At 71.6% G+C, this 18,535-nt stretch carries 19 protein-coding genes; 9 read left to right on the top strand and 10 right to left on the bottom strand.

Translation table 11 applies throughout. From position 1 onward, the window contains the following. Positions 1-74: 74 nt before the first annotated feature. From FBY41_RS04375 to FBY41_RS04365, 3 genes are read left to right on the top strand one after another with little or no spacing between them, the layout of a single operon-like run. Positions 75-320 carry a DUF4244 domain-containing protein gene (locus FBY41_RS04375; RefSeq protein ID WP_260439552.1) on the top strand — a complete coding sequence of 82 codons (246 nt, stop codon included), beginning with the start codon at positions 75-77 and terminating at the stop codon, positions 318-320. Positions 321-379: 59 nt separating this feature from the next. Further along, positions 380-712, top strand: a complete 333-nt coding sequence (locus tag FBY41_RS04370; protein ID WP_141843138.1) for a TadE family type IV pilus minor pilin — start codon at positions 380-382, stop codon at positions 710-712. Beyond that, a complete protein-coding gene (locus FBY41_RS04365) occupies positions 709-1,068 on the top strand; it encodes an Rv3654c family TadE-like protein (protein WP_185748879.1) in 360 nt (119 codons plus the stop codon). Before FBY41_RS04370 ends, FBY41_RS04365 begins: the two co-directional genes overlap by 4 nt. A gap of 23 nt (positions 1,069-1,091) precedes the next feature. Here the strand turns inward: FBY41_RS04365 and FBY41_RS04360 are convergent, their stop codons facing one another. Continuing rightward, entirely contained in the window at positions 1,092-1,556 is a 465-nt protein-coding gene (locus FBY41_RS04360; protein ID WP_141842139.1) for an RrF2 family transcriptional regulator, read from the bottom strand. 75 nt (positions 1,557-1,631) lie between these two features. On the opposite strand from FBY41_RS04360, the gene FBY41_RS04355 reads away from it, so the two are divergent. Beyond that, on the top strand, positions 1,632-2,168 hold the full coding sequence (locus FBY41_RS04355; RefSeq protein WP_260439551.1) for an AAA family ATPase: 537 nt from the start codon (positions 1,632-1,634) through the stop codon (positions 2,166-2,168). A gap of 103 nt (positions 2,169-2,271) precedes the next feature. Here the strand turns inward: FBY41_RS04355 and FBY41_RS04350 are convergent, their stop codons facing one another. The 6 genes from FBY41_RS04350 to FBY41_RS04325 form a co-directional block, all read right to left on the bottom strand. Beyond that, a complete protein-coding gene (locus tag FBY41_RS04350; protein WP_141842137.1) occupies positions 2,272-3,282 on the bottom strand; it encodes a sulfate/molybdate ABC transporter ATP-binding protein in 1,011 nt (336 codons plus the stop codon). Continuing rightward, entirely contained in the window at positions 3,279-4,085 is an 807-nt protein-coding gene (cysW, locus tag FBY41_RS04345; RefSeq protein ID WP_141842136.1) for a sulfate ABC transporter permease subunit CysW, read from the bottom strand. Before cysW ends, FBY41_RS04350 begins: the two co-directional genes overlap by 4 nt. Continuing rightward, positions 4,082-5,035: a sulfate ABC transporter permease subunit CysT gene (gene cysT / locus FBY41_RS04340; protein ID WP_260439550.1), complete on the bottom strand. Its 954-nt coding sequence runs from the start codon at positions 5,033-5,035 to the stop codon at positions 4,082-4,084. Before cysT ends, cysW begins: the two co-directional genes overlap by 4 nt. Then, entirely contained in the window at positions 5,032-6,066 is a 1,035-nt protein-coding gene (locus FBY41_RS04335; protein WP_141842135.1) for a sulfate ABC transporter substrate-binding protein, read from the bottom strand. Before FBY41_RS04335 ends, cysT begins: the two co-directional genes overlap by 4 nt. 286 nt (positions 6,067-6,352) lie before the next feature. Then, positions 6,353-6,568: a DUF5818 domain-containing protein gene (locus FBY41_RS04330; protein ID WP_141842134.1), complete on the bottom strand. Its 216-nt coding sequence runs from the start codon at positions 6,566-6,568 to the stop codon at positions 6,353-6,355. A gap of 263 nt (positions 6,569-6,831) precedes the next feature. Next, the gene (locus tag FBY41_RS04325) at positions 6,832-9,228 is read right to left on the bottom strand and encodes a DEAD/DEAH box helicase (protein ID WP_141842133.1); all 2,397 of its coding nucleotides are present in this window, start codon (positions 9,226-9,228) and stop codon (positions 6,832-6,834) included. Between the two features lie 291 nt (positions 9,229-9,519). Here FBY41_RS04325 and FBY41_RS04320 point away from each other — a divergent pair, with 291 nt between their 5' ends. The 5 genes from FBY41_RS04320 (at position 9,520) to FBY41_RS04300 (ending at position 16,398) form a co-directional block, all read left to right on the top strand. Then, on the top strand, positions 9,520-9,879 hold the full coding sequence (locus FBY41_RS04320; protein ID WP_141842132.1) for an STAS domain-containing protein: 360 nt from the start codon (positions 9,520-9,522) through the stop codon (positions 9,877-9,879). Between the two features lie 58 nt (positions 9,880-9,937). Next, on the top strand, positions 9,938-11,467 hold the full coding sequence (locus FBY41_RS04315; protein ID WP_141842131.1) for a DUF7059 domain-containing protein: 1,530 nt from the start codon (positions 9,938-9,940) through the stop codon (positions 11,465-11,467). Positions 11,468-11,625: 158 nt separating this feature from the next. After that, positions 11,626-12,411: a TetR/AcrR family transcriptional regulator gene (locus FBY41_RS04310; protein WP_260439549.1), complete on the top strand. Its 786-nt coding sequence runs from the start codon at positions 11,626-11,628 to the stop codon at positions 12,409-12,411. Positions 12,412-12,496: 85 nt separating this feature from the next. Beyond that, positions 12,497-14,227: an ABC transporter ATP-binding protein gene (locus tag FBY41_RS04305; protein ID WP_141842130.1), complete on the top strand. Its 1,731-nt coding sequence runs from the start codon at positions 12,497-12,499 to the stop codon at positions 14,225-14,227. Continuing rightward, a complete protein-coding gene (locus FBY41_RS04300) occupies positions 14,227-16,398 on the top strand; it encodes an ABC transporter ATP-binding protein (protein WP_141842129.1) in 2,172 nt (723 codons plus the stop codon). The genes FBY41_RS04305 and FBY41_RS04300 overlap by 1 nt, the downstream gene beginning before the upstream one ends. Positions 16,399-16,427: 29 nt before the next feature. On the opposite strand, the gene FBY41_RS04295 is transcribed toward FBY41_RS04300, so the two are convergent. From FBY41_RS04295 to FBY41_RS04285, 3 genes are all read right to left on the bottom strand, one after another. Continuing rightward, on the bottom strand, positions 16,428-17,396 hold the full coding sequence (locus tag FBY41_RS04295) for an SDR family NAD(P)-dependent oxidoreductase (RefSeq protein ID WP_141842128.1): 969 nt from the start codon (positions 17,394-17,396) through the stop codon (positions 16,428-16,430). Positions 17,397-17,489: 93 nt separating this feature from the next. Further along, a complete protein-coding gene (gene soxR, locus FBY41_RS04290; RefSeq protein ID WP_221629201.1) occupies positions 17,490-17,942 on the bottom strand; it encodes a redox-sensitive transcriptional activator SoxR in 453 nt (150 codons plus the stop codon). A 2-nt stretch (positions 17,943-17,944) separates the two neighbouring features. Then, positions 17,945-18,511, bottom strand: coding sequence for an AAA family ATPase (locus tag FBY41_RS04285; RefSeq protein ID WP_141842127.1), 567 nt, complete (start codon positions 18,509-18,511; stop codon positions 17,945-17,947). Positions 18,512-18,535 lie beyond the last annotated feature (24 nt).

Raw genomic sequence — 18,535 nt, 5'->3', positions numbered from 1 at the left:
CGCCGCGCCTTGTCTGCCATCGATCCCTCCTTCGCGAGAAACGCGAGGGCCACTGAGAAGAAAGAGAACTCGACATGACACGTCACACCATCTCGCTCCGGCTCACCCACCCGCTTGGTGGCGGCTGGATGGGAGCATCGCGTCGCAGGTGGCGTCGCCTCCTGCGACGGGCCGAGGTCGGCATGACGACGGCCGAGTACGCCGTCGGCATCATGGCGGCCTGCACCTTCGCCCTCGTGCTGCTCGGGGTGGTGCGGTCCGATGCCGTGCGCGGCGCCCTCGCCGGGCTCGTGCAGAGCGCCCTCGGGATCGCCGGTTGACTCACCGCGCAGCTGAGAGCGCCGCGCCCGACGGCGACGCGTCGCCATCCGAGGCGGGGATGGTGACGGCCGAGCTGGCCGTTGCCATCCCTGCCGTGGTGCTCGTCCTCGCGATCTGCCTCGCTGGGGTCACTGCAGGGATCGACCAGATCAGGTGCGTCGACGCGGCACGACTTGCGGCTCGTTCGGCGGCGCGCGGTGACACCTCCGGCGCCGTGCGAGCGGCAGCTCTGTCGGCTGCCCCACGCGGAGCGACCGTGGCGCTCGCGGTCGAGGGCGCCACCGTCACCGTCACCGTCGAGGCACGGTCGGGTGGCTGGGGCGGGGTGCTGCCGTCGTGGGGGCTCGTCGCCCACGCCACGGCGTCCCGCGAGTCGGGGTCCGGACCGTGACGGACCGAGCGGTCGACCGCGGCAGCGCCTCGGTCCTCGTCGTCGGGGTCATCGGACTGATCGTCGCGCTGACGGCCGGCGCGCTGGTGCTCGCGGGTGCCGTGCGAGCGAGCCATCAGGCCCGGCTCGGTGCCGACCTGGCCGTTATCGGAGCAGCCCAGCAGGTGCGCGACGGAGCGTCAGCGGCGGAGGCCTGCGCCACTGCTGCGCGGCTCGCCCTCGCGAACGGCACGAGTCTGCAGGCCTGCTCGGTCAGTGGCTTCGAGGTGTGGGTGACCGTCGCGGCCACGTCATCGTCGTGGCCCGAAGCGGCGACCGCCCGGTCTCGCGCCGGACCGGAGCACGCCGGCCCCTGACGATCCTTTGCCGGCGCAGACGGTCAGCGGTTCTCCCAGGCGTCCGGGGCGGTCAGCAGCTGCTGGACGCGATCCGGGAGGTGACCCGTGCGCAGGTCGGCCAGCGACGTCTCGTCGAGGACCTCGCGCAGGCTCGCGCGCACCGCGACCCAGAGGCTGGGCAGGTGCTCCGCCACGCCCTGGTATGCCGTCTCGTGCGGGCGCAGGCCACGCACCTCCGCGAGTGGCCCGTCGACTGCTCGGAAGACGTCGCCGACGCTGACCTCCGATGCCGGCCGGCCCAGGACGTAGCCTCCGCGCGCTCCGCGCCTGCTCAGGACGAGGTCGTTGCGCCGCAGGTCGGCGAAGATCGCCTCGAGAAACTTCCGGGGCAGCTCCTGACGGGTGGCGAGGGTGTCGATGCTGACGGGGCCGGACCCGCTCGCTTCCGCCTCCGCGAGGATCAGCATCGCCCTGACTGCGTAGTCCACACGGGCCGAGATGTCCACGCACCGCAGTCTGCCGCACGACGGGCCCCATGGCCTTCACCCACGTGTCACGGTGGGACCCAGAGGGAGGTGATGATGAGGCAAGCGAGGCTGTTCCTGACGGTGGGGCTCCCGTGCACCGGCAAGACCACTGCTGCGAGACGCATCGAGATCGAGCACGGCGCTCTCCGCCTGACCAAGGACGAATGGGTCAAGGCTCTCTACGGGCACGAGAACCCAGTGGCGGCATCCGACGTGATCGAGGGGCGCCTCATCGAGGTCGGGCTTCGCGCCCTCGAGCTCGGGAGCAACGTCGTCATCGACTTCGGACTGTGGAGCCGAGACGAGCGATCGGCCCTTCGGCAGGCCGCGGCAGACCGTGGTGCAGTGGTGGTGATGCGCTACTTCGAGGTCTCCCGAGAGGAGCAGCGCAGGTGCCTCGACGAGCGTCAGGCACGAGCCCCGCACGCGACGTGGCCGATGTCCGACGAGGAGCTGACCGAGTGGGCCGCCCGCATCGAGATCCCGACGCCGGGCGAGCTGGACGGCAGTGAACCCGTCGACGACCCACCGGCCGGGTTTGCGACCTGGGACGAATGGCGAACCCAGCGCTGGCCGCCGTCGGTCGGCTGACGCATACGGCCCGCGATCCGACGAACTGCTCTTTCGATCGGGACTGGCAGACGAACTGTGCTTTCGATCGGCGGGCCCGACGAAGTGCTCTTTCGATTGTGGGTCAGATGGCGAGGGCTGGGTCGTGGTCGACGACGGTCGAGCGGCTGGTGGCCCGGGCGTGGATCGTCTCGCCCTCGCGCAACCCGAGCTCAGCCGCGTCGCGGCGGGTGATCTGCGCGGCGAAGCGCTCACCCGAGTCGGCCCGTAGGTCGACGCGGACCTCGAAACCGAGGGGCACGACGCGCTCGACGGTCGCCGTGATGACGCCCGGGGAGTCAGCGACCTTGGCGTCGAGGGCGAGAGCAGCGGCATGGTCGCGCTCGAGGACGATGTCGTGCGGCCGCACGAGCTGCCCACCGAGGCTGGCCACCGAGCCGAGGAAGCCCATGACGAAGTCGTTGGCCGGGCGTTCGTAGAGGGTGACGGGGTCGCCCACCTGCTCGATGCGACCGTGGTTGAGCACCGCGATGCGGTCGGCGACGTCGAGCGCCTCCTCCTGGTCGTGCGTCACGAGCACCGTGGTCACGTGGACCTCGTCGTGCAGCCGCCGCAGCCACTGGCGCAGGTCGGTGCGCACCTTGGCGTCGAGTGCCCCGAAGGGCTCGTCGAGGAGCAGCACCTGAGGGTCGACGGCCAGCGCGCGGGCGAGGGCCATCCGCTGGCGCTGGCCTCCCGAGAGCTGCGCGGGGTAGCGGTGCTGGAAGCCGTCGAGCCCGACGATCTCGAGCAGGTCGTCGACCTTCTTGGCGATCTCGGCCTTGGGGCGCTTGCGGATCGTCAGGCCGAAGGCGACGTTGTCGCGCACGGTCATGTGCTTGAACGCCGCGTAGTGCTGGAAGACGAAGCCGATGCCGCGGCGCTGCGGCGGCTCGGCCGTGACGTCACGGCCGTCGATCGTCACGGTGCCCCCGTCGAGGCCCTCGAGGCCGGCGATGGCGCGCAGGAGGGTCGACTTGCCCGACCCGCTCGGCCCCAGCAGGGCGGTGAGCGAGCCACTCGGGATGTCGATGTCGACGTCGTCGAGGGCGAGGAAGGAGCCGTAGTGCTTGCGGGCTGCGGTCACGGTGATCATCGGTCGCTCCTCTTGCGGTCGAGCAGGGTCATGAGCAGCAGCACGAGGAGAGCGATGCCCATGAGGAGGGTGGCGGCGGCATACGCGCCGTAGGTGTTGTGGTCGTCGATGTAGCGCGCGTGCACGAGCAGCGTCAGCGTCTGCGAGACGCCCGGGAAGCCGGAGGACACCATGATGACCGCGCCGAACTCGCCGAGCGCGCGGGCGACGGTGAGGACGACGCCGTAGGTCAGGCCCCAGCGGATCGCGGGGAGAGTGATCCGCCAGAAGGTCTGCCACCGGTCGGCGCCGAGGGTGGAGGCGGCCTGCTCCTGCTCCGTGCCGATCTCGTGCAGCACCGGCTCGACCTCGCGCACGACGAAGGGCAGCGTGACGAAGATCGTCGCCAGCACCATGCCGGGCAGTCCGAAGATGACCTGGAAGCCGGCTCGGTCGATGGCGCCGAACCAGCCGTTCACCCCCCACAGCATGATGAGCGAGACGCCGACGACGATCGGTGAGACCGCGAACGGCAGGTCGACGACCGCTTGGAGCAGTCCGCGCCCGCGGAAGCGACCGCGCACGAGAGCGAGGGCGGTGACGACGCCGAAGACGACGTTGAGCGGCACGACGATCGCGACGATGAGCAGCGAGAGGTTGAGGGCAGAGATCGCGGCCGGGGTGCTGATCGAGGCGATGAAGGTGGCGAGACCCGGCTCGAAGGCACGCCAGAGGATGACCCCGATCGGCACGGCGACGAGGACGAAGAGGTAGCCGAGCGCGAGGACGCGCAGGGTGATGCGGGTGCCGGTGCCGACTCTCATGCGTCACGCTCCTCTCGACGCTGGGTGCGGCTCGCGACCACCCGCAGCAGGAGCAGGGTGGCGAAGGCGATGGCGAGCAGCGCGACCGACACCGCGGCGGCGTTGACCGGCCGGTCGATCTCGATCTGCTGCTGGATGTACTGCGAGGCGACCTGGGTCTCGCGGGGGATGTTGCCGCCAATGAGCACGACCGAGCCGTACTCGCCGATCGCGCGGGCGAAGGCGAGGCCCGTGCCGCTGAGGATGGCGGGCGCGAGCGTTGGCAGCACGACCCGACGGAACGTCGTCCAGCTCGACGCGCCGAGTGAGGCCGCGGCCTCCTCGACCTCGCGGTCGGCCTCGATGAGCACCGGCTGCACCGAACGCACGACGAACGGCAGCGTCACGAAGAGCAGGGCGACGATGAGGCCCCAGCGGGTCGCGTTGAGCTGGACGTCGATCGGGCTGTTCGGGCCGTAGAGCGAGAGCAGCACGATGCTCGCCACGATCGTCGGCAGGGCGAAGGGCAGGTCGATGATCGCGTTGACGAAGCGCTTGCCCCGGAAGTCGTCGCGCACGAGCACCCACGCGATGAGCGTGCCCGTGACCGCGTTGATGACGGCGACGATCGCCGACACGAGCACGGTCACCCAGAGGGCCGCGATCGCCGCCGGCGCCGTGATCGCCTCCCAGAAGCCTGCCCAGCCCTCCGAGAACGCCGCGGCGGTGAGCGCGGCCAGCGGGAGCAGGACGATGACGCTGAGCCAGAGGGTGACGACCCCGATGCCGAGCGGGCGCACGGCACCGACGCGGGCACGGTTGGGCTTGGTCGCCGGGGTCGTAGACCCGCCGGAGCGCCCTCCGTCTCCGGCCCCGTCGGGCCGCGGCTCGTCGCGCCCGCCCGACCCCGGACGCGACAGCGGGGAGGCCGACTGCTCGGCCCCCCTGCTGTCAATGGCGTTCGATGTCACTGCGTCGCCTGGTCGTAGATCTTGGCGATGTCACCGACGTCCTTCTTGAAGAGGCTGCCGTCGACCGACTTCCAGCCCCCGAGGTCGGCGATGGTCCACAGCTTCGCCGGCGCCGGGAACTTCGAGGCGTAATCGGACGCGACGGTCGCGTCGACCGGACGGAAGCCGGCCTCGGCGATGAGCTTCTGCGCCTCCGGTGTGTAGAGGAAGGTGTTGAACGCCGTGGCGCCGGCGAGGCTCTTGCTGCCCTTGAGCACGGCTGCCGGGTTCTCGATCTTGAACGTCTGCGGCGGGGTGACGTGCTCGACCGGGTCGCCGTTCTTCTCGATGAAGAGCGCCTCGTTCTCGTAGCTGAGCAGCACGTCGCCGCTGCCTTGGAGGAACGTCTCGGTCGCCTCGCGGCCCGACTTCGGCTGGACCTTGACGTGGTCCTTGACGAGGGAGCTGATGTAGGCGAGGCCCGCGGCCTTGTTGGTGCCGCCGTCGCTCTTCGCGGCATAGGGCGCGAGGAGGTTCCACTTGGCCGAGCCCGACGAGAACGGGTTGGGCGTGACGACCTCGATGCCCGGCTTGAGGAGGTCGTCCCAGTCCTTGATGCCCTTGGGGTTGCCCTTGCGCACGACGATGGTGACGACCGAGCCGAAGGGAATCCCCTTGTGCTCGTTGGCATTCCAGTTGGCATCGACGAGGCCCGCGTCGACGAGACGGGTGACGTCGGGCTCGACCGAGAAGTTGACGAAGTCGGCCTCGGCGCCTGCGGCGACCTTGCGGCTCTGGTCGCCCGAGGCGCCGTAGCTCTGCTGGAACTGCACTCCCTTGCCCGCGTCGGTCTTCTGGAAGGCGGGGATCAGCACGTCGAAGGCGACCTTCGGCACGGCATACGCGTAGAGGTTGACGGTGCTCGTCGCCGCGGCTCCTGCTGCGGTGGAGCCGGGCTGGGCGACGACGTCGCTCGAGCCGCCGGCGCAGGCCGACAGGGCGAGGGTCCCTGAGGCGGCTACGGCGGTGAGGGCGATGAGGGGGCGTCGCATGGTGGGCTCCTGGACTTCGGTGATGTCGGTGATGTCGGTGATGTCGGTGATGTGGCGACGCCGAGTGCGTCGGACGTCGGGGTGGGGTGCGGGCGGCCACCGGTCATCCGAGGGGTCGGCCGCTCTCCTATCGGATGACTGGGAGTTTTGAATAGCATGGCGTTACTGGTCAAATAACGCACGCTTATGTCTCAGAGTGTGGTCGGAGGCGCTCCCACCGTGGCGGGCCGTCAGGGGCCGGCCAGTCGGTCGCTGGGTCAATGCGACCGTCGGTCCGCCCGTCGGGTCAGTCGGTCGACAGGGTGCGGACCCGCAGCACGGGCCCCACCATCGTCGTCGTCCAGACGTCGGTCGCCCGGTCGCCGTGGACCGTCACGCGGGCGCCCTCCTCGACCTCGACCCGCCAGCTCGGCGGGAAGAGCAGCTCCCAGGTCGTGCCGTCGTCGGCGGCGAGGACGAGGGGGCGCGTCTCGACCTCGGCCCGCTCCAGCGTGCCGCGCACGACGACCTCGGGCGCCGACCGGGCCGCCCGCTCCCGGCGGATCGCGCGCTCGGCCTGCTCGCGCAGCTCGCCGACGACGTCTCGACGCCGGTCAGCCGACGGATCGCTCTCTCGATCGGGGGGCCCAGCGGGTGGATCAGCGGGCAGAGTGGCGGGCGGATCAGCGGGCGGGTGAGGCGACGAACTGCTCTCTCGATCGTGACCGGGACGCCGAGGAGCGGACGGATCGCTCTTTCGATGACGAGGGGGTCTGTTGCTGGGCGTCACGACGAGCTCCTCTGCGAGTCATCGGCCTCACCGGCATGCCGCAGGGTGAGGTCGAGCAGCGCGATCGCGCCGGCCTTGTCGAGCGGCTCGTTGCCGTTGCCGCACTTCGGCGACTGGATGCACGACGGGCACCCCGCGACGCACTCGCACGCCGCGATCGCCGCGCGGGTGGCGCCGAGCCAGTCGCGCACCCGCCGGAAGCCGCGCTCCGCGAAGCCCGCGCCGCCCGGATGCCCGTCGTAGATGAGGATCGTCGGCAGGCCGGTGTCGGGGTGCAGGGCGGTCGACACGCCGCCGATGTCCCAGCGGTCGGCCGTCGCGAAGAGGGGCAGCATCCCGATCGCCGCGTGCTCCGCCGCGTGCGCGGCCCCCGGTATGCCGGCCTCGTCCACCCCGGCCGCCGCGAGCTCCTCGACGGGCATCGTCCACCACACGGCGCGCGTGGCGAGCGTGCGCTCGGGCAGGTCGAGAGGGTGCTCGCCGATGACCTCGCCGCCGGGCAGGCGACGCAGGAAGGAGACGACCTGTCCGCGCACGGTCACCTGGCCGAAGGAGCAGCGCAGCGGCCCCCACTGCTCGTGCTCGAGCTCGCGGCCGATGTCGAAGTCGCTCACCGACTGGGCCTGCGTCGTCCAGCCGGGGTCGCCGCGCACCGCGAAGGCAGCGTGGTCGTCGAGGTCGAGCGCGGTGATCACCCAGGTCTGCCCCTGGTGCAGGTGCACGGCCCCGGTGTGCACCTGGGCGTGGGCCGAGGACTCGTCGACCGTGCCGACGACGCGCCCGGTGCGGGTCTCGATGATGCGCACCGGCTCGCCGGCGCCGCGGAGCGAGAGGTGGTCGGCGGGCCGGTCCTCACGCGCCCAGAACCACCCGTGCGGCCGTCGACGCAGGATCCCGCGCGCGACGAGGACCTCGAGCAGCGTGCGCGTCTGCGCCCCGAAGAGCTCGAGGTCGGCCTCGGTGAGCGGCAGCTCCGCAGCAGCGGCCGCGAGGTGCGGGGCGAGCACGTGCGGGTTGCCCGGGTCGACGACCGTCGCCTCGACGCCGCGACCGAAGATCGCCTCCGGGTGGTGCACGAGGTAGGTGTCGAGCGGGTCGTCGGCGGCGACGAACACGGCGAGCGAGCGCCCCCCGGACCGGCCGGCGCGTCCGGCCTGCTGCCACAGCGACGACAGCGTGCCGGGCCAGCCCGCGAGCAGCACCGCGTCGAGCCCGCTGACGTCGACGCCGAGCTCGAGGGCGTTCGTGGCGGCGAGCCCCAGCAGCTCCTTGCTGCGCAGCGCGCGCTCGAGCTCGCGCCGCTCCTCGGGCAGGTAGCCGCCGCGGTATGCCGCGATGCCGGCCTCCGCGGTCACCGGCACCCGTTCGCGCGCGACCGACGCGACGACCTCGACCCCGGCGCGCGAGCGGGCGAAGGCGACGGTCTGCACCTGCTCGCGCACGCAGCCGGCGAGCAGCTCGCCGGTCTCGGTGATCGTGCTGACCCGGCGCGGCTCGCCGTCCTCCCCGCGCACGAGCGGCGGCTCCCAGAGGGCGAAGGTCATGGGTGCGCGAGGGGAGCCGTCACGGGTGACGGCGCTGACCGGCATACCGAGCAGGCGGCTCGCGTGCGCCTCGGGCTCGGCCACCGTGGCCGAGGCGAGGACGAAGGTGGGGGTGGCCTTGTAGCGGGCGGCGACGCGGCGCAGCCGGCGCAGGACGGCCGCGATGTGGGCGCCGAAGACGCCCTTGTAGACGTGGCACTCGTCGATCACGACGTAGCGCAGCGCCCGCAGGAACGAGCTCCACCGGTCGTGCCGCGGCAGGAGGGAGTGGTGGAGCAGGTCGGGGTTGGTGAGCACGAGGTTCGCGTGGTCACGGATCCAGCGGCGCTCGTCGGTCGGGGTGTCGCCGTCGTAGGTCGCCGGCCGCACGCCGGGCAGCGCGAGGCCCGCGACGCGGCTCAGCTGGTCGGCGGCCAGGGCCTTGGTGGGGGAGAGGTAGAGGGCGGTGGCGCCGCGGCCGTTCGGAGCGGCGGCACCGGCGACGAGGTCGCTGAGGATCGGCAGCAGGTAGCCGAGGCTCTTGCCCGAGGCCGTGCCGGTGCTGACGACGACGTGACGCCCGGCGTGGGCCGCCTCGGCCACCTCCACCTGGTGGGCCCACGGCCGCTCGATGCCTGACCCCAGCAGCGCCCCGAGCAGCGTCGGGTCGACCCAGGCCGGCCAGTCGGCGTGGACCGCCGTGCGCGCGGGCACCTCGTGGACGTGCACGAGGCGCTCCGGGTGCTCGCCGACGAGGGTGCGGAGCAGGGCATGCGGGTCGGGTGCCCCGACCGACGTGCCCGGCAGCAGCACCGTCGCCTCGTCACCCGAGCCGCCGCTCGGAATGTCTCCCGTGCTGCCTCGGTGCATGTCTCGGTGCATGTCTCTGTGCGTGTCTCTGTGCGTGTCCCCGTGCATGTCTCCTGCCCCCTGCGCAACACCCATCACGGCCGCCGGCGTGATGGCCGGGGCGCGGGTGGAGCGGGCCGAGCAGTCCATGTGGAGCAACCGTATGCCGTCGGGGTACGGTAACCGTCGAGCGGGGCATGTTACCCCGCGGTTCCGGTCAAGGACGGCCCTCCAGGGCCCCCTGCGCTCGCTCCGAGCAGGCCGGCTCTGCAGGCACAACCAGCAGACACGTGGCAAACGAAGGGACGACAGGTGGATCTCTCGATCAGCCGAGCCGACCACGGCGATCGCACCGTGGTCCATCTCGGTGGTGAGATCGACGTCTACACGGCGCCGCTGGTCCGCGAGAAGCTCGACGAGCAGATCCAGGCGGGGCGCACCGACCTCGTCGTCGACCTCACCGACGTCAGCTTCCTCGACTCGACCGGCCTCGGCGTGCTCGTGGGGCGGCTCAAGCTCGCCCGCACCCGAGGTGGCTCGATGCGCCTCGTCGGCACCGACGACCGCGTGCTCAAGGTCTTCGCGATCACCGGTCTCGACAAGGTCTTCGAGATCCACTCCGACGTCGCGGGCGCCCTCGCCGCCGGTGTGACGCCGGCCGAGACGTCCTGAGCGCCGTCCGGCCCGCGCCCGGTGCGCCCGCTCCTCCCGCCCGGACGGACCTGACGCCGTGAGCTCACGCACGACGCCGGTCGTCGACGCGAGGTTCGTGACGCTGCTGCGCGCGGACCTGACCGCCGCCGGCTTCACCCTCGACGGGGTCGCCGAGCGGCTCGGCCCGGTGGCCTCGGCCGCCCTGCACCGCGAGCAGGCCCTGCCGGCGCTTCTCGCGACCGAGGAGGCCACGGATGCCTGCGGTGTGCTCATCCGCCTCTTCACCCTCGGGCGGCCGGTGCCGGCCGCAGCGCTCGCGTCGGCGCTGCCCACCCTCGGCCTGGACGGGGCGCGCGCGCTCGGTCTCGTGACGGTGGGCGACGCGAGCGCCGACGGCTGGGTCGGCGCCACGTGCGACCTGCGGCCGTATGCCGACGACGCGCACGAGTGGTGGGTCGCCTCCGACCTCTCCGAGGCCTCCACGGGCCAGGCGCTCCCTCCCGACCACGTGCTCGGCATCGGCGGGGCGTCGATGACCCTCGCCTCGTGGACGGTCCGGCGGCCCGTCCGGCGGGCGCTCGACCTCGGCACCGGGTGCGGGGTGCAGGCGCTGCACCTGTCGTCGCACTGCGACAGCATCGTCGCCACCGACATCTCCGAGCGTGCCCTCGCGTATGCCGCCTTCACCGCTGCCCTCGCCGGTGCCGACCTCGACCTCCGGCTGGGTGACCTGCTCGAACCCGTTGCGGGAGAGTCGTTTTCGCTCGTCGTGAGCAACCCGCCCTTCGTCATCACCCCGCGCACCGATGACGTGCCGCTCTACGAGTACCGCGACGGCGGCCGCGCGGGCGATGCGATCGTGCGCGCCCTCGTGCGCCAGGTCGGCAGCGTGCTCGAGCCCGGAGGCGTCGCCCAGTTCCTCGGCAACTGGGAGGTGCCGGCCGGTCGCACGTGGCGCGACGTCTGGTCGGAGTGGCTCGACGAGCAGGCCCGCGACGGCATCGCCCTCGACGCGTGGGTCGTGCAGCGCGAGTCGCAGGACCCGGCCGAGTACGCCGAGCTGTGGACGCGTGACGGTGGCTCGCTCCCCGGGAGCCCCGAGCACTCGAGGATGTATGCCGCGTGGCTGGCCGACTTCGCCTCGCGCGACGTCGAGGCGGTCGGCTTCGGCGTCGTCATCCTGCAGCGACCCGAGACCGACCGCCCGACGTGGCGCTCGCTCGACGAGGCGCCCGGAGCCGTGGCAGCGCCGATGGGTCCAGCGGTCGATGCCGGGCTGCGTGCGCGCACCTGGCTCGCCGAGCACTCCGACGACGAGGTGCTGGGCGTCGCCTGGTCGTGCGCCCCCGACGTCACCGAGGAGCGGCACGGCAGGCCAGGCGCCGACGACCCGAGCGTCATCCTCGTGCGTCAGGGCGGAGGGCTGCGGCGGGTGGTGCGCGCTGGGACCGTCCTCGCGGCATACCTCGGCGTCGCCGACGGCACGCTCACGGCGCGCGCGGCCCTCGACGCGATCGCGGCGCTGCTCGAGCTCGACGCGGAGGCGGTGCGCGCCGAGCTCGTGCCACAGGTGCGCGACCTCGTCGCCGACGGCCTGCTCCACTAGTCCGCCGCAACCCCCCAGCCCCCTCCGACCCTCCCCCGACTCGAGGTGATGGCGGAAGGGGCATCGGAGTCAGGTTCACCTCGAATCGTGAGGGGGTGAGGAAGGCTGGGTCGACAAAGTGGTTGTGAGTGAGCACTCACTCATTCATGATGGGAGACGTGCCGACGCGAACTGACCCCGTGGAACGCCGCGAGCGCTCCGGCCGGGCGGCCCCGATGAGCCGTGACGACCGGCGCGACGCGCTCGTCGACGTCTTCGTCGAGCTCGCCCACCGCGAGGGGCGCAAGCCGACGACGAGCGAGATCGCGCAGGAGGCCGGCGTCGCGGAGGGCACGATCTTCCGGGTCTTCGCGACGAAGGAGGCCCTCGAGCGCGAGGCCGTGCAGGCGGCCTTCTGTCCGGCGCCCGTGCGCCGGCGGATCGCCGCGATCGACCCCGAGGGCACGCTGCGCGAGCGGCTCGTCGACTTCACCCGGATCATGCAGGCGCGCTTCACCGAGGTCTTCGGCCTGATGACCGCCCTCGGGCTCACCGAACCACCCAACCGCGGACCCCACCTCGCCTGCTACGAGGCCGGTCGCCACCTGCGCGGCGTGTCGGGCGAGGACGACGACCACGCCGCCGCCCACCAACCGCTGCTCGACGCGATCCACGCGCTGCTCGTGCACGACGAGGACCAGCTCGTCGTCCCGGCCGCCGACCTCGTGCACCGACTGCGCCTGCTCACCTTCTCCGGCAGCCACCCCGGGATCGCCGACGGGCAGGTGCTGACCCCCGAGGAGATCGTCGACACCGTGCTCTTCGGGCTCGCCTGCCGTCCCTGCCCGTCGGGGTCCGGGCTCGGCATCGCCGAGCTCTACGAGCAGCTCGGCGGCGACCCCGCACGGCTCGCCGAGCCGCTTCCCGACCGGACGGCATACGCCCGCGACCGGGGGTCGTCATGACGAGCCCGCGAGCGACAAACCTGTTGACCCTCACCCCACGTGAGTCCCTAGCCTCGTTCCCGTTCAACCGACGAAAGGCGCCCTCATGCTGATGCGGCTGCTGCGCACCCATCTGCGTCCCTACCAGGGCCAGATCGTGTTCATCGTGCTGGCGCAGTTCATCAGCACGATGGCCTCGCTCTACCTCCCCAGCCTCAACGGGCAGATAATCGACGAGGGCGTCGCCAAGGGCGACACCGCCTTCATCATCAGCCACGGCGCGATCATGCTCGCCGTCAGCCTCGTCCAGATCTCAGCGGCCGTCGTCGCGACCTACTTCGCGGCCAAGGTGGCCATGGCGATGGGCCGTGACATCCGCGGCAACGTCTTCGGCACGGTCGTCGGCTTCTCGGCGCAGGAGGTCACCCGCTTCGGCGCGCCGACCCTCATCTCGCGCAACACGAACGACGTCACGCAGGTGCAGATGGTGACGTTCATGGCCTTCACCCTGCTCGTCACGACGCCGATCATGATGGTCGGCGGCATCATCATGGCGCTGCGCGAGGACGTCGGGCTGTCGTGGCTCGTCGCGGTCGCCGTGCCGCTGCTCGGCCTCTGCGTCGGGCTCGTCATCTCGCGGATGGTGCCCTGGTTCGGCCGCATGCAGACCTCGCTCGACGGGGTCAACCGGGTGATGCGCGAGCAGATCACCGGCATCCGCGTCGTGCGCGCCTTCGTGCGCGAGGAGCACGAGGAGGCGCGCTTCGCCGAGGCCAACGGCCAGCTGACGAATGCCGGCCTGCGGGTCGGGCGGCTCATGGCCCTCGTCTTCCCGATCGTCATGCTCATCTTCAACCTGTCGACGGTCGCCGTCATGTGGTTCGGCGCCCACCGCATCGCCACGGGTGACATGCAGATCGGCGAGCTGACGGCCTTCCTGTCCTACCTCGTGCAGATCCTCATGGCCGTCATGATGGCGACCTTCATGGCGACGATGATCCCCCGTGCGACGGTCTCGGCCGGGCGTCTCGAGGAGGTCCTCGACACCGAGACCACCGTCGTCGAGACGCCGCGCCCCGTGCGGTTGCCCGTCGGCGCGGCCGGTCTGGCCTTCACGGCGGTCGACTTCCACTACCCCGGCGCCGAGGCCGCGGTGCTCCACGACGTGACCTTCGAGGCCGCGCCGGGCCGCATGACCGCGATCATCGGCTCGACCGGCGCCGGCAAGACGACGTTGCTCGGCCTCGTGCCCCGGCTCTTCGACGCCTCGACCGGGGTCGTCTCCGTCGGCGGGGTCGACGTGCGCGACGTCGCGCTCGACGACCTGTGGAGCCGGATCGGACTCGTGCCACAGAAGCCCTACCTCTTCAGCGGGACCGTCGCCAGCAACCTGCGCTACGGCGACGCGGAGGCGACCGACGCCGAGCTCTGGGACGCCCTGCGCATCGCCCAGGCAGAGGAGTTCGTCCAGGCGATGGGCGGCCTCGACGCCCCGATCGCCCAAGGCGGCACCAACGTGTCCGGTGGTCAGCGCCAGCGGCTCGCCATCGCGCGGGCCATCGTCAAACGGCCCGACATCTACCTCTTCGACGACTCCTTCTCGGCGCTCGACCTCTCGACCGACGCGCGGCTGCGCCGGGCCCTGCGCCCGGCCACGGCCAACAGCACCGTCGTCATCGTCGCCCAGCGAGTCTCGACGATCGTCGACGCCGACCACGTCATCGTGCTCGAGGACGGCCGCATCGTCGGCCAGGGCACTCACGAAGAGCTGCTCGACACCTGTGAGACCTACCAGGAGATCGTCGAGTCGCAGCGCAGCGCGGAGGTGGCGGCCTGATGTCCGAGGGAGTCAAGACAGCCGAGGAGAAGGCCGCCGAGGCACGTCGCGGCCCGGCCCGGCGGGGCGGCCCGCCGCACATGATGATGGGGCAGCCGACCGAGAAGTCGCTCGACTTCGGGCCGTCGGCCAAGCGCCTCCTCGGGCGGCTGCGGCCGCACCGCGTCAAGGTCGTCGTCGTTCTCGTCTTCGCGGTCGTCAGCGTCGCGCTCAGCTCGATCGGCCCCAAGATCCTCGGCCGTGCCACCGACCTCATCTTCGCCGGGGTCGTCGGTGCGCAGATGCCTGCCGGCGCCAGCAAGGAGCAGGTCATCGAAGGCCTGCGGGCCAAGGGCGAGGACCAGCTCGCCGACCTGCTGAGCAACGTGAACTTCGTGCCGGGGCAGGGCATCGACTTCAGCGCGCTCGCGAACGTCCTGCTGCTCGTCATGGGGCTGTTCGTCGCCGCGTCGTTCCTCATGTGGGTCCAGGGCTGGATCCTGCAGGGCGTGCTCCAGCAGACGATGTACGACCTTCGCCAGGAGGTCGAGGCCAAGCTCAACCGGCTGCCACTGCCCTACTTCGACAACCAGCCGCGCGGCGAGATCCTCAGCCGGGTCACCAACGACATCGACAACGTCGGGCAGTCGCTGCAGCAGACGCTCTCGCAGCTGCTCAACTCGCTGCTCACCGTCATCGCGGTGCTCGGCATCATGTTCTGGATCTCGTGGTCCCTCGCGCTCATCGCCCTCGTCAGCATCCCGATCTCGATCGTCGTGACCACCGTGATCGCGAAGCGCTCGCAGAAGCTCTTCGTCCAGCAGTGGCGCAACACCGGCGAGCTCAACGGCATCGTCGAGGAGACCTTCACCGGTCACGGCCTCGTCAAGGTCTACGGCCGCCAGCAGGAGACCGCCGACGACTTCAAGGTCAAGAACGACGAGCTCTACGCAGCATCGTTCGGGGCGCAGTTCATCAGCGGCCTCATCATGCCGGTCATGATGTTCGTCGGGAACCTCAACTACGTCGCCATCGCCGTGGTCGGCGGCCTCCGGGTCGCGAGCGGCACGATGAGCCTCGGCGACGTGCAGGCCTTCATCCAGTACTCCCGCCAGTTCACCCAGCCGCTGACCCAGGTCGCCTCCATGGCGAACGTGCTGCAGTCCGGCGTGGCCTCGGCAGAGCGGGTCTTCGAGGTGCTCGACGCCCCGGAGCAGGAGGCCGACGTGCCCCAGCCGGAGACGATCGAGGACCCGCACGGGGCCGTCGCCTTCGAGGACGTGTCCTTCTCCTACACGCCCGAGAAGCCGCTCATCGAGCACCTCGACCTCTCGGTCAGCCCGGGTCAGACCGTGGCCATCGTCGGGCCGACCGGTGCGGGCAAGACGACGCTCGTCAACCTCATCATGCGGTTCTACGAGCTGAGCTCGGGTCGCATCACGCTCGACGGCGTCGACATCCGTGACATGACGCGGCACGACCTCCGCGCGCGCATCGGCATGGTGCTCCAGGACACGTGGCTCTTCGGTGGGACGATCCGCGACAACATCGCCTACGGTCGCCCGGGCGCGACCGACGCCGAGGTGCTCGAGGCCGCGCGGGCCACCTACGTCGACCGGTTCGTGCACTCCCTGCCGGACGGCTACGACACCGTGCTCGACGACGAGGCGTCCAACATCTCGGCCGGTGAGAAGCAGCTCATCACCATCGCGCGTGCGTTCCTCTCCGACCCGGCGCTGCTCATCCTCGACGAGGCGACGAGCTCGGTCGACACCCGCACCGAGCTGCTCGTGCAGCACGCCATGGCCGCGCTCCGGTCCGACCGGACGAGCTTCGTCATCGCCCACCGCCTGTCGACCATCCGCGACGCCGACCTCATCCTCGTCATGGAGGAGGGCCGCATCGTCGAGCAGGGTTCGCACGCCGAGCTGCTCGCTCGCGGAGGCGCTTACGCGACGCTGTATGCCGCCCAGTTCGCCGGTGCTGCAGCTGACCTCGACGAGGAGTTCGGTGCCCAGGGTGCCGCTCCGGGAAGCACCCCGTCGGGGCGCGGTGACGGTGCTGGAAGCGAGCCGGACGGCATACCGGAGATGGCCGGGGTCGGTGGTGGGGCACCGGGCCCGACCGGTGGCGCGGGAGCGCCCGCCCCTGACGCTGCGGTGCCCGCCGACCCGGAGGGCCGCGCGCCCTGACCCGGAGGGCGGCCAGCCGCGGCGCGCGGTCAGAGTGGCAGGCGCACGCCCGCCAGCTCCTCTGACCGCGCGACGAGCCGGCCGGCGACCTGCGGGTCGAGCGCGCTGGCGTGCGGGGCGAGACGGGTCGGCTCCCCGCGCAGCTGCTTCCAGCCAGAGGGTCCCCAGTAGTCGCCGTTCCGAGCCTCCGGTGATGCTGCAGCGGTGACGAGCGGCATTGCGCCGCGGTGCTTTCCGTGCGCGAAGGAGCGCACGAGCGTGCGCGTGACGGGGTTGACGTCCGGCTGGTTCACGGCGATCGCGCGGGTTGGCGACAGGGCATCGACGGCGGTGCCGGGGTGGGCGACGACGGAGCTCGCGGCGCCGGCAGTCTCACCGCGGTGTGCCTCGAGGCGGCGCGCCAGCTCGAAGCCGAACGTCATGACCGCCAGCTTGGACCGGGCGTACTTCGCGAGGTCTGACTGCGGCTCCTCCGGCAGGGGAAGGGAGTCGGCCGGCTGGCGCACCCGGGAGTGGATGACGCTCCCGACGTGCACGACCCGCCCCCCGGAGGCGAGCAGGGCGGGGAGCAGGTGTGCGACGAGCGCGAAGTGGCCGAGATGGTTCGTGCCCCAGTGCAGCTCGAGACCGTCGGCAGTCGTGAGCGGTCGGTGACCGCGCTCTGCCCTGGGCTTCGACCAGTCGGGAAGCGCGACGACCGCGGCGTTCGCGACGAGGGCGTCGATGCGCGGCAGGGCAGCGAGCTGCTCCCCGGCGGCGTGCACCGAGTCGAGGCGGCCGAGGTCGAGGGGAACGTGCTGCACGTGCGCCCCCGGGACGTGCCGCTCGATGCTGCGGCTGGCCCGCTCCGCCCGATCGGCGTCGCGCGCCGCGATGACGACGGCCGCCCCGAGCCGCGCGAGCTGCTCGGAGGTGAAGTAGCCGAGCCCCGTGCTGCCCCCGGTCACGACGACCACCTGCCCGTCGAGACGCGGCTGGTCGGGCCCTGTCGACAGCATTCGTCCTCCTCGGTCGGCCAGCTGGTCCTGCTGTGTGGTGTGCCTGCGGAGGCGGGTGATACGGATGGCCGGCCACACGGCATACGGCAGCGGTCAGGGCTCGAGGAGGACGGGGCCCGGCCCGCGGGCCGCGAGGGCGTCGTCGGGGTTGCTGAGGGCGCACGTGCGCAGGCTGAGGCACCCGCACCCGATGCAGGAGTCGAGCTGGTCGCGCAGCCGCTCGATGCTGCGGATCTGATCGTCGAGGCGGCGCCGCCACGAACGTGAGAGCCGCGCCCAGTCGGTGGCGGTCGGCGTGCGTGACTGCGGGAGCCTGGCGAGGGCGGTGGCGATCTCGTCGAGCGAGAGACCGACCCGTTGGGCGGCGCGGATGAACGACACGCGACGAAGGGTGGCGCGGTCAAAGCGGCGCTGGTTTCCGGTCGTGCGGACCGAGGTGATGAGGCCGAGCTCCTCCCAGTAGCGCAGGGCCGACGTGGCGACACCGGTGCGCGCGGCGACCTGCCCGATGCTGAGGGTCGGGTGCGAGGTGGTGCCGGGTGCCACGGTCAGGCGATCCTCGCCTCGGCGAGCCGCGCGACGATCTCCTCGACGGTCTCGTCGGGGGTCTGCTGCGAGCTGTCGAGCCACAAGCCGATGTGCGGCGTCTCGGTGCGCACCTTGTGGTCGAAGTCGCGGATCGACCAGAGGTCGCCGTAGCCGACCTTGACCCGCTCGGCCTCGCGCTGCATGACGGTACCGACGTCGGGGGCGAGCATGACGAGGCTGAGCGGACGGGCGCGCAGCTGGTCGAGGAAGGGCTGCAGGGTCGCACCGACGAAGAGGTCCTGCACGACGACGGTGAAGCCGGCCTCGGCATAGAGGTTGGCCGAGTGGGCCGTGATCGTGTGGCGCAGGGCGAGCTGGCGCTCCGCTTCCGGGTCGCCGTAGGGCGACATGTCGACCCGTCCGCGCACGACCACCCGGCGGAACTCGTCACCGCGAAGGTGCACGGCGTGCGAGAACCGCTCGGCGAGGAGCTGGGAGACGGTCGACTTGCCCGCTGCCATGACGCCGGTGACGACGATGATCTGGGCGAGGTCGACGGCGGTGTGGAGGGGCGGCCGTTCGCTCACACCGTCACCCTAGGGGGCGGTGGA

Origin of the sequence: Humibacillus xanthopallidus (genome assembly GCF_006716675.1) — a bacterium.
Taxonomy (GTDB): Bacteria; Actinomycetota; Actinomycetes; order Actinomycetales; family Dermatophilaceae; genus Humibacillus; species Humibacillus xanthopallidus_B.
Note: the sequence above shows the minus strand (reverse complement) of the source record. Positions and strands in the feature narration are given on the sequence as shown.